This window comes from Staphylococcus sp. EG-SA-18 (assembly GCF_017151825.1).
Taxonomy (GTDB): domain Bacteria; phylum Bacillota; class Bacilli; order Staphylococcales; family Staphylococcaceae; genus Staphylococcus; species Staphylococcus aureus.
Genome location: NZ_JACYVY010000015.1, coordinates 1 through 12,206 on the forward strand (window position 1 = coordinate 1; position 12,206 = coordinate 12,206).

Annotated in this window: 7 protein-coding genes; 6 read left to right on the forward strand and 1 reads right to left on the reverse strand. The window is 31.9% G+C overall.

Features of this window, described 5'->3' with window-relative positions:
- Positions 1 to 411: 411 nt before the first annotated feature.
- Complete coding sequence (locus IDG66_RS05190) at positions 412 to 1,752, reverse strand: PepSY-associated TM helix domain-containing protein (RefSeq protein WP_000798980.1); 1,341 nt, start codon at positions 1,750 to 1,752, stop codon at positions 412 to 414.
- A 302-nt stretch (positions 1,753 to 2,054) separates the two neighbouring features.
- On the opposite strand from IDG66_RS05190, the gene IDG66_RS05195 reads away from it, so the two are divergent.
- The 6 genes from IDG66_RS05195 to norB all read left to right on the forward strand — a co-directional run bounded on the left by IDG66_RS05195 (position 2,055) and on the right by norB (position 12,023).
- Positions 2,055 to 5,495, forward strand: a complete 3,441-nt coding sequence (locus tag IDG66_RS05195; protein ID WP_000608541.1) for a dynamin family protein — start codon at positions 2,055 to 2,057, stop codon at positions 5,493 to 5,495.
- A 19-nt stretch (positions 5,496 to 5,514) separates the two neighbouring features.
- Complete coding sequence (locus tag IDG66_RS05200; protein ID WP_001133022.1) at positions 5,515 to 6,393, forward strand: 5'-3' exonuclease; 879 nt, start codon at positions 5,515 to 5,517, stop codon at positions 6,391 to 6,393.
- A gap of 475 nt (positions 6,394 to 6,868) precedes the next feature.
- Positions 6,869 to 7,987 (forward strand): alanine dehydrogenase, encoded by a 1,119-nt coding sequence (ald, locus tag IDG66_RS05205; protein WP_000959432.1) that lies wholly within the window; start codon positions 6,869 to 6,871, stop codon positions 7,985 to 7,987.
- Positions 7,988 to 8,081: 94 nt separating this feature from the next.
- Positions 8,082 to 9,122, forward strand: a complete 1,041-nt coding sequence (gene tdcB, locus IDG66_RS05210; protein WP_000210828.1) for a bifunctional threonine ammonia-lyase/L-serine ammonia-lyase TdcB — start codon at positions 8,082 to 8,084, stop codon at positions 9,120 to 9,122.
- A 30-nt stretch (positions 9,123 to 9,152) separates the two neighbouring features.
- Entirely contained in the window at positions 9,153 to 10,475 is a 1,323-nt protein-coding gene (locus tag IDG66_RS05215) for an APC family permease (RefSeq protein ID WP_052998385.1), read from the forward strand.
- Positions 10,476 to 10,631: 156 nt separating this feature from the next.
- Positions 10,632 to 12,023, forward strand: a complete 1,392-nt coding sequence (norB, locus tag IDG66_RS05220) for a multidrug efflux MFS transporter NorB (RefSeq protein ID WP_000414683.1) — start codon at positions 10,632 to 10,634, stop codon at positions 12,021 to 12,023.
- The last annotated feature ends 183 nt before the right edge of the window (positions 12,024 to 12,206 follow it).

Genomic DNA, 12,206 nt, shown 5'->3' on the forward strand with positions numbered 1-12,206 from the left:
TAGCCACAGCTAATGTGTACTTAAAAATAGGAATACATGAGTAAAACTCATGCATAAGAAATACTAATTTCTATAGAAAAAGTATTTCTTTATCGTTGTCCCACCCCAACTTGCATTGTCTGTAGAATTTCTTTTCGAAATTCTCTGTGTTGGGGCCCACACCCCAACTCGCATTGCCTGTAGAATTTCTTTTCGAAATTCTCTGTGTTTGGGCCCCTGACTAGAGTTGAAAAAAGCTTGTTGCAAGCGCATTTTCATTCAGTCAACTACTGCCAATATAATATTATAGACCCTAGGACATTGATTTATCTCCCAAGCTCCATCAGTACGATTTATTATAGAACCCGTTTTAAGTAATTAGAGAGACGAGAATCATTTTGTAAATTTCGTCAGTTCAAAACTTTAAGTGCATTATTGTTTAGCACGACGATCTTTAATATATAATATTAATTCAATTATAAATACAAGGATAAGTGATAATCCAAATAATGGCATTAATAATCCTAATACAATTAAACATATTATGAGTGATATAGATGCTGGTTTTTTTACGCGATGTGGTACTTTTACTGCAGTATTTTTTGTACGCTTTATCCAAGAGACAAACCCCATGCCAATGGCTACTAATAAAGCGATACATACAAATAAATTAATGATTTTATTTAAAATGCCGAATAAATGACCTTCGTGAAGCGGAATGCCCCATGTAAACCATTTAGCAATAATACCGTAGTCATCATATTTAATCGTACCTAGCTTTTTACCGCTATATTGATCGAAATAAAGTGTTTGTTCCTTGTATGGTGATACATCTAGCCCAGTAACACCTGAATTACTAGTATTAGATACAATAAAGGTACCATTTTTATCACTTGGATATACGATTGAAAACGGCTTTTTAATACCAGCTTTTTGCGCCTGTTCAACGACCTTATCAATAGATATTTGATAATCTAATTTGGTTTGAGGCATTGCTGCATTACCATGATGACCACTTGAACCTTTTTCGGATGAAGCTGGCTGTTTATTTTTACGTGTAGCCCAAGGTAATTCGTTCAAATCTGATTTAGGTGGATTAATCGCTAATTCACCTTGACCAAGGTCACCGTTTGTGTCCATCATACCGGCAATTTTACTGCCCATAAAACCAGACCATGGCAATCCAGTTAAGACTAATACAAATACTGGAATTGCAATGATAACTCCAATCATTGCGTGCCACTTTTGCCAACGAAGTGCCTTACTTTTGTTAGAAATTAAATGCTTCTTAATGAGTAAATAAGTACCAGATAAAATCATGAATATCATCCAACATGCGGTTAACTCTACTAAATAATTAATAATAGTATTTTCAGTAAACAAAGAACTATGTATACTTCGCATCACATTAGAATACGTATGTTTCGCATTTTGATCTGCAACAAATTGATTGTTATGATCTAGAAAGACGTAACGTTGATTTCCTGCCATATCACTCAGTGTAATTCGTTTGTTATATGGTTCATCAAGTATGCTAACTTTACTTACAAAGAATCCTTCATATTGTTGTTCAACTTGATGTACTGCATCATTTAATGTTTGATGCGTTTTTACATCACTGTCACCAAAAAACTCATTCTTATAAATATTATTTTCAACTTCTGGAAAGAACAAGTAACCAATGCCCGAAATGGTTAAAGTGATTAACAGTGGAGCAATAAATATTGCTGCATAGAAATGTAATCTTTGTAATGGATTAAATGTATTTTTCATATTTCCCTCCCAATTGGCTATTATACGGTGTCAATTCTGTGACGTGTGCGAACAAACTGTGACAATATTTATTTTCTAGAAAAATTTAACGATGATTTGTGATTTTTAAAAAATGAACTTTTAAGTTGGAATGTTTGAAGAAAATTGATTATTCGTATGTTTTATCAAGCAGCTATGATAAAATTTAAACATAATACAATGCGAGCCATTTAACGATCTATGTTTAAATGGACATCGATATTGTATGAATTCGTTGTAACAAGCAAGCATTTCTATGTGAACGAACCAAAGGGGAAAGTAACATGATTAATAAAGAACAATTAGATCTTTTATATAAATTAAAAAAAGAAGTTGAAAAGTCGCGAAATGAAGCACTTTTACATACAATTAACCAAGTAATTAAGAAAGTATATTTGCAGCAATATACATGTTCGTTCGTTGGACATTTTTCTGCAGGTAAATCGACAATGATAAATTTATTAATTGAACAAGATATCTTACCAAGTTCTCCTGTACCAACGACAAGTAATACTGCTATTGTGTCAGTTTCAGACAATCACGATATTATTGCTAATTTGCCGAATCAAACGTATGCCAAATTATCTAATTATGATGAAGTAAGGGAAATGAATCGCCAAAATGTCGACGTTGAATCTGTAGAAATTAATTTTCAATCAGCTAAATTTGAAAATGGGTTTACGTTGCAAGATACACCAGGTGTTGATTCAAATGTTGCATCACATCAGTCAATAACAGAACAATATATGTATACAAGTAATATGATATTTTATACGGTTGACTATAACCACGTTCAATCTGAACTTAACTTTAAGTTTATGAAGCATATAAATGATGTTGGAATACCTGTTGTGTTTATCATTAATCAAATTGACAAGCATCAAGACGATGAATTGTCATTCTCTACGTTTAAATCTCGAGTTGAAAAATCAATTGCAGATTGGGGTATTAAATTAGAACGCACCTTTTATGTATCTAAATTTGATCACCCTGAAAATGAACTTGAAGTATTATCAAGTTATCTAATTTCATTAGATCAACATAGAGAGACAATAGAGGATTATACATCAAGAACGGTTGAATACATTACCGAAGCTCAGCTAGATTACATTCAGTCTGAAATTCAGGAAGTACTAGAAGATTTAGGTATCGAAGAAGCGGAGTTTGAACAAGCATTTTTAAATAGTCAACAACATCAAGCAATTAGTGAAGAGGCACAACTTTTAAATAATCCAGATGAATTAATGGCATTTTTAAAGAATAAGCGTAAAAATATTTTAGAAAATGCATACATTATGCCGCATAATATGAGAGAAATGTTACGAAGTTATTTGGAAAGTATGTCTCAAGACTTTAATGTTGGTGGGTTTTTTAATAAAAAGAAGAAAAAGCTACAAATTCAACAACAGCGATTATTAACAGCGACAGATGCGTTACAAGAACATGTTAATCAACAAATTCGTCAACCAATGCGAGAAGATATGTCATTTGTAACGCGTTTTATCAATAAAAAAGAAGCTTCAGATAAAGTATTAAATCAGCATTATGACGTTAAGCCGGAAATGATTGAAGATTTATATCAACCACAAACATCAATCAGCAATACTTATGTACTTACATTTTCAGACGAAGTGGTTAAAGCCATTAAGAAATATGTTGAACAACAATCAACACCAATTTTTAAAGAAATAATAGAAAATGTACAGGCAGATGAATTACCAACAGAAGAAAGTGATGATTTAAAAGAATATCAACGTTATACAGAATTAAATGAGCTGCGTCAGTCATTGACGACTAAGAATTATCGTCACTACTATATTCATTTAGATGAATCTCTAGATAAATTAATAGGTCGACAAGAGACAACATATCAAGTGGCTACTGATAATACTCAGGATAATCGTGATAATCAGCAGCTAAATCAAAATACAGCTACAACAAATATGTCTATAGATATTCAAAAAGCGCTTGATATAATTTCGGATGTGCCTTTGTTCAAGCGTACAAAGCAAGATATCCACGAAACATTAACACGTATAGATAATAAATTAATAAAAATAGGTGTATTTGGAACATTTAGTGCTGGTAAAAGTAGTTTGATAAATGCATTATTAGGCGAGCATATTTTAGTCAGTTCTCCAAATCCTACTACAGCAGCTACTACAGAAATATCTTATGGAGACGAGAGTTATATAACGCTAAAATCACAATCGCAATTATTAGATGAAATTAATGCAGTAGTTGAATACCAAGATATGTCTTATTCGACTATAGAAGACTTTATTAATTCAGATTTAGAAAAGTTAAAATCACATTTAAATAAAAATCAACTCGCTTTTATTCAGGCAGTTGAAAAACATTATAAATTGTATGTCAATATGTTGGAAAATGGAGAAAAACATGCCATTAATCAACAGGAATTGAAAAAGTGGAGTGCAGAAGATGAATATGCAACATTTGTTAAGACAGTACACATTGCATTAATGCATGATTGGTTAAAAGGTAAAATAATTGTTGATTCATTAGGGCTACACTCAAATAACCAAAGGCATACAAATGAAACCGAGCAAATTTTAACTTCTTCAGACTTAATATTGTATGTAAGTTATTTTAATCATTCATTTACTGATAATGACAAGGCGTTTATAGAACACATGAAAGATATGAACCAGTTGAATGAAAACCAAGCATTTAAAATGGTAATTAATGCTGCTGATTTAGCAGAAAGTCAAGATGATCTTGAAGCGGTTGAAACATATGTATCAGATGCATTAAGACAAGTACACTTACAATCAGACATTTTTGCTGTATCAAGTCGAAATGCATTACAAGCTGAAGATAAGGGCATTGATCAATTAAAACAAAGCATACAACAATTTGTTGATGTTGAATCTAAATCAATTTTAGAACAACAAATGATTCATCAGCTTAAACAAATGGATCGTTCTTATGTAGAGATGATTACAGAATTTGAAACAAATAAAGCTGATATTTCACGTCGCCAACAAAGGTTAACAGTCTATAAAGATAAACAGCGTTTACAACATCAATTAATTGATGCGACGTTACAACATACAGACAACGAAGTTGAAGAACAAGTTTATCATTTAAATGCACGTTTAAAATTACAACTACTTGACGATGTTAAATCAGTGTTTAATTCTCAAATGACGCAAAATAGTGATTTTAATGAAGAAAAGAAAGTGTCTACGAAAGTATACTTAGATCAAATTCATCAACGATTGTTTTTAGAGCAATCTTTAATTACAGAACGTATAAAAAAATACTTTAATAAGCAACTCACTGAGCAAATTGCACCAATCGTTCAACAATTAGCAGATTTACATGTCATTGTTAATCCTCAGTTTAACTTTGAATCAGCTAATATAGAGCAACCATTATTGCACATCGATTTCAATGATATGCTAAATGCATTGCCTAAACAATTAACAAAACGTAAAATTTTGAATCCAAATGGGCAAAGAGATATACATGAATCAATTTGTCAAAGTACATTAGGATTATTACAACCACAAATGGGATTATTGAGGCAACAACTTGAATTATATGTTAAGCAAATGGCTGTAGAAGCTGAATCGCAATTTGAAAGTTTTGAAGCTAATATTCAAACGCAAATAAACGATTTATTAGCATTTGATTTAGATACAACACTTATCAATCAATTGAAAGATAAACATCAACAACTGAAAACTATTTTATATTAAGAAAGAAGGAACGTTTTAAATGCCTAATAAAATATTACTTGTAGATGGTATGGCACTATTATTTAGACATTTCTACGCTACAAGTCTTCATAAACAATTTATGTACAATTCACAAGGTGTACCTACAAATGGAATACAAGGGTTTGTGCGTCATATCTTTTCGGCAATACATGAAATACGCCCTACACATGTAGCTGTATGTTGGGATATGGGACAATCAACTTTTAGAAATGATATGTTTGATGGTTATAAGCAAAATCGTTCTGCACCACCAGAAGAATTGATACCACAATTTGATTATGTTAAAGAAATTTCAGAGCAATTTGGCTTTGTAAATATTGGCGTTAAAAACTATGAAGCGGATGATGTTATAGGTACATTAGCACAACAATATTCAACTGATAACGATGTCTATATTATTACGGGCGACAAAGATTTACTGCAATGTATTAATGACAATGTTGAAGTCTGGCTAATTAAAAAAGGTTTTAACATTTATAATAGATATACATTACATCGTTTTAACGAAGAATATGCCCTTGAACCACAACAACTAATCGATATTAAAGCGTTTATGGGTGATACAGCAGATGGATATGCAGGTGTTAAAGGAATTGGTGAGAAAACGGCTATTAAGTTAATTCAGCAATATCAAAGCGTTGAAAATGTGGTTGAAAACATTGATGCATTATCAGCTGGGCAACGTAATAAGATTAATGACAATTTAGATGAACTATATTTATCGAAGCGACTTGCTGAAATTCACACACAAGTACCAATTGATAGTGAATCGCTTTTTGAGAAAATGTCATTTGCAACAACACTTAATCATATTTTATCAATTTGTAACGAACATGAATTACATGTTTCAGGAAAATATATTTCATCCCATTTTTAAAAAAGTATAAAATTTTATGAAAAATTAAACCAATTAAGTATAAAAAGACTATTTCTATCGATACAAGGTAGAAATAGTCTTTTTGCGTATTTGGATATGTCAGAGTGAATAAATAAGCCGAATTTTGATAGATACATATTTGATTAATCAATAGAGTTTACAGAATTATATTTCATCCAAATAAATTACCATACACTACAAAATAGTACAGTTACAACTTTATTAATCTAAAAAACATATTTGATTAATTAGTTTTTGAGTCAATGTATTAATACAACTATAAATCAAATGGAGTATAAGAAATAAATATAGTGGTATAATTGCACATAATATTTAAGAATAAGAATAATATATTAAATATTTATTAACAAATTATAGATAAAATATGAATAATTAATTAATGGTATTTACATATTCATAACCAAAGGATAAAATAATTGTGAAAATATTCACAAATGAAAGAGGAGTGTTGCAAATGTTAGTTGCAGTAGTCAAAGAATTAAAACAAGGTGAAGGACGTGTAGCTTGCACACCCGAAAATGTGCGTAAGTTAACGGATGCAGGACATAAAGTAATTGTTGAAAAAAATGCTGGCATTGGTTCAGGATTTTCTAACGATATGTATGAAAAAGAAGGCGCTAAGATCGTAACTCATGAACAAGCATGGGAAGCTGATCTTGTTATCAAAGTAAAAGAACCTCATGAAAGCGAATATCAATATTTCAAAAAGAATCAAATTATCTGGGGATTTTTACATTTAGCATCTTCAAAAGAAATAGTAGAAAAAATGCAAGAAGTTGGTGTAACTGCGATTAGTGGTGAAACCATTATAAAAAATGGAAAAGCAGAATTATTAGCGCCAATGAGTGCTATAGCAGGTCAACGCTCAGCAATTATGGGAGCTTACTACTCTGAAGCACAACATGGTGGTCAAGGTACTTTAGTGACTGGTGTACATGAAAATGTGGATATACCTGGTAGTACATATGTGATTTTCGGTGGTGGAGTAGCAGCAACAAATGCAGCAAATGTTGCCTTGGGACTAAATGCTAAAGTAATCATTATCGAGTTAAACGATGATCGCATTAAATATTTACAAGATATGTATGCAGAAAAAGATGTCACAGTAGTCAAATCAACACCAGAAAATTTAGCAGAACAAATAAAAAAAGCAGATGTATTTATTTCTACAATTTTAATTCCTGGTGCGAAACCGCCAAAATTGGTTACTCGTGAGATGGTTAAATCAATGAAAAAAGGTTCAGTATTAATCGATATAGCTATTGACCAAGGTGGAACTATTGAAACAATTAGACCAACTACAATTTCTGATCCAGTGTATGAAGAAGAAGGTGTGATTCATTATGGTGTACCAAACCAACCAGGAGCAGTCCCAAGAACTTCAACAATGGCATTAGCACAAGGAAATATTGATTATATATTAGAAATTTGTGACAAAGGCTTAGAACAAGCAATTAAAGATAATGAAGCCTTAAGTACTGGTGTAAACATTTACCAAGGACAAGTGACAAATCAAGGATTAGCTTCATCACATGACCTAGATTATAAAGAAATATTAAATGTTATCGAATAGATAATAATTTAAATGAAATTGAGTGAAATGAATATTTTAAATATAGCATTATAGTTTGGACTAAAAATTTACAAAACGGAAGGATGTAATTATTATGACAACCAACACAGTTACATTACAAACAGCACATATTGTAAGTTTAGGAGATATCGAAGAAGCTAAAGCAAGCATTAAACCATTTATTCGTCGAACACCTCTAATTAAATCAATGTATTTAAGCCAAAGTATAACTAAAGGGAATGTATTTCTAAAATTAGAAAATATGCAATTCACAGGATCTTTTAAATTTAGAGGCGCTAGCAATAAAATTAATCACTTAACAGATGAACAAAAAGAAAAAGGCATTATCGCAGCATCTGCTGGGAACCATGCACAAGGTGTTGCTTTAACAGCTAAATTATTAGGCATTGATGCAACTATCGTAATGCCTGAAACAGCACCACAAGCGAAACAACAAGCAACAAAAGGCTATGGGGCAAAGGTTATTTTAAAAGGTAAAAACTTTAACGAAACTAGACTTTATATGGAAGAATTAGCGAAAGAAAATGGCATGACAATCGTTCATCCATATGACGATAAGTTTGTAATGGCAGGCCAAGGAACAATTGGTTTAGAAATTTTAGATGATATTTGGAATGTGAATACAGTCATCGTACCAGTTGGCGGTGGAGGATTAATTGCAGGTATTGCCACCGCATTAAAATCATTTAACCCTTCAATTCATATTATCGGTGTTCAATCTGAGAATGTTCATGGTATGGCTGAGTCTTTCTATAAGAGAGATTTAACTGAACATCGAGTGGATAGCACGATAGCAGATGGTTGTGATGTAAAAGTTCCTGGTGAACAAACATATGAAGTAGTTAAACATTTAGTAGATGAATTTATTCTTGTTACTGAAGAAGAAATTGAACATGCTATGAAAGATTTAATGCAGCGTGCCAAAATTATTACTGAAGGTGCAGGCGCATTACCAACAGCTGCAATTTTAAGTGGAAAAATAAACAATAAATGGCTTGAAGATAAAAATGTTGTTGCTTTAGTTTCAGGCGGGAATGTTGACTTAACTAGAGTTTCAGGTGTCATTGAACATGGACTGAATATTGCAGATACAAGCAAGGGTGTGGTAGGTTAAAACATTTAATCTTAAAAATGAGGTGTAATTATGTCAAATGGTAAAGAATTACAAAAAAATATAGGTTTCTTCTCAGCGTTTGCTATTGTTATGGGGACAGTTATTGGTTCAGGAGTATTCTTTAAAATATCAAACGTAACAGAAGTAACAGGAACAGCAGGAATGGCCTTGTTTGTATGGTTCCTAGGCGGCATCATTACCATTTGTGCGGGGTTAACAGCAGCAGAACTTGCTGCTGCAATCCCTGAAACAGGTGGCTTAACGAAGTATATAGAATATACATACGGTGATTTCTGGGGCTTCCTATCAGGTTGGGCGCAATCATTTATTTATTTTCCAGCTAACGTAGCAGCATTGTCTATCGTATTTGCGACACAGCTAATTAATTTATTCCATTTATCTATAGGTTCGTTAATACCAATAGCAATCGCATCTGCGTTATCTATTGTGTTGATAAATTTCCTAGGTTCAAAAGCAGGCGGAATTTTACAATCAGTTACTTTAGTAATTAAACTGATTCCAATCATCGTTATTGTAATTTTTGGTATTTTTCAATCTGGAGATATCGCTTTTTCATTAATTCCAACTACAGGTAATTCAGGAAATGGTTTCTTTACAGCAATTGGTAGTGGTTTATTAGCAACTATGTTTGCATATGATGGTTGGATTCATGTAGGAAATGTTGCGGGGGAACTTAAAAATCCTAAACGCGATTTACCTTTAGCGATTTCAGTTGGTATCGGTTGTATTATGGCTGTGTATTTATTAATTAACGCTACATTCTTATTAACGTTGCCAATAGAACTACTTGCTGGTAATTTAAATGCGGCTTCAGATACATCAAAAATATTATTTGGTGAAAATGGCGGTAAGATTATTACAATCGGTATATTAATTTCTGTTTATGGTACGATCAATGGCTATACTATGACTGGTATGCGCGTACCATATGCAATGGCTGAAAGAAAATTATTGCCATTTAGCCACTTATTCGCAAAATTAACAAAATCTGGCGCACCATGGTTTGGCGCAATTATACAACTTATAATCGCTATCATCATGATGTCAATGGGAGCATTTGATACAATTACAAACATGCTAATCTTTGTTATTTGGTTGTTCTATTGTATGTCATTTGTTGCGGTAATAATTTTAAGGAAACGCGAACCAAATATGGAGCGACCATATAAAGTACCGTTATATCCAATCATACCTTTAATTGCAATTTTGGCAGGGTCATTTGTATTAATTAATACACTGTTTACACAATTTATACTAGCAATCATTGGAATTCTAATAACAGCACTTGGTATACCAGTTTATTATTATAAGAAGAAACAAAAAGCAGCATAAGGTAAGATAACTAGCATTAAGAATAAATGGATGGACTACTAATAAATTTAAAGTTTTACACATTAAAATCAAAAACCATTCAATTATTCTATGGAACAGACAAATTTCTGTTATGGAATTTGTCTGTTTTTCAAAAGTATAGGGAGGCAAATAGAGATGGAAAAGCCGTCAAGAGAGGCATTTGAAGGCAATAATAAGTTGTTAATAGGAATTGTTTTAAGTGTAATAACGTTTTGGCTATTTGCACAATCATTGGTTAATGTTGTACCAATACTTGAAGATAGTTTCAATACAGATATTGGAACGGTTAATATCGCCGTTAGTATAACTGCTTTATTTTCAGGAATGTTTGTAGTAGGAGCAGGTGGTCTTGCTGATAAATATGGCAGAATTAAACTCACGAACATTGGTATTATCTTAAATATATTGGGTTCATTATTAATCATTATTTCAAATATTCCTTTATTACTTATTATAGGAAGATTAATTCAAGGACTTTCAGCAGCATGTATTATGCCTGCAACTTTGTCTATTATTAAGTCATATTACATTGGGAAAGATAGACAACGCGCTTTAAGTTATTGGTCAATTGGCTCATGGGGCGGCTCTGGTGTTTGTTCATTTTTTGGAGGTGCAGTTGCAACGCTTTTAGGTTGGCGTTGGATTTTCATCCTATCAATTATAATTTCATTAATTGCGCTTTTTCTTATTAAAGGCACACCTGAAACTAAATCTAAATCGATTTCTCTAAATAAATTTGACATTAAAGGTCTGGTTCTTTTAGTCATTATGCTTCTCAGTTTAAATATTTTAATTACTAAAGGATCAGAATTAGGTGTTAGCTCACTTCTTTTTATCACTTTATTAGCAATTACAATTGGATCTTTTAGTTTATTTATAGTTCTTGAAAAGCGTGCTACAAATCCTTTAATCGATTTTAAATTATTTAAAAATAAAGCTTACACAGGTGCAACAGCTTCAAACTTTTTGTTAAATGGTGTTGCAGGAACATTAATAGTAGCCAACACATTTGTTCAAAGAGGTTTAGGATATTCTTCATTGCAAGCAGGAAGTTTATCAATCACTTATTTAGTAATGGTACTAATTATGATTCGTGTTGGTGAAAAGTTACTTCAAACACTCGGATGCAAGAAACCAATGTTAATTGGAACAGGAGTTCTTATTGTCGGAGAATGTCTCATTTCATTAACTTTCTTGCCAGAAATATTGTATGTCATTTGTTGTATTATAGGTTATTTATTCTTTGGTTTAGGACTAGGGATATATGCTACACCATCAACAGATACAGCAATTGCAAATGCACCGTTAGAAAAAGTAGGCGTTGCTGCAGGTATCTATAAAATGGCTTCTGCATTAGGTGGAGCATTTGGCGTCGCATTGAGTGGTGCAGTATATGCAATCGTATCAAATATGACAAACATTTATACAGGTGCAATGATTGCATTATGGTTAAATGCAGGTATGGGAATATTATCATTCGTTATCATTTTGTTACTTGTGCCTAAACAAAACGACACTCAATTATGATAATTGAGAATTAAATTGAAATCATACAAGTCGCTACAATATTAAACAAAAATATAAACCGATTCTTATGTGTCATTATTTTAAATGAACATAGGGATTGGTTTTTTATTACTCTTTTACGCTACTTTATTTATAATTATTATAAATTGTCACAAATTCAATTTACCATACAATATATTTTGT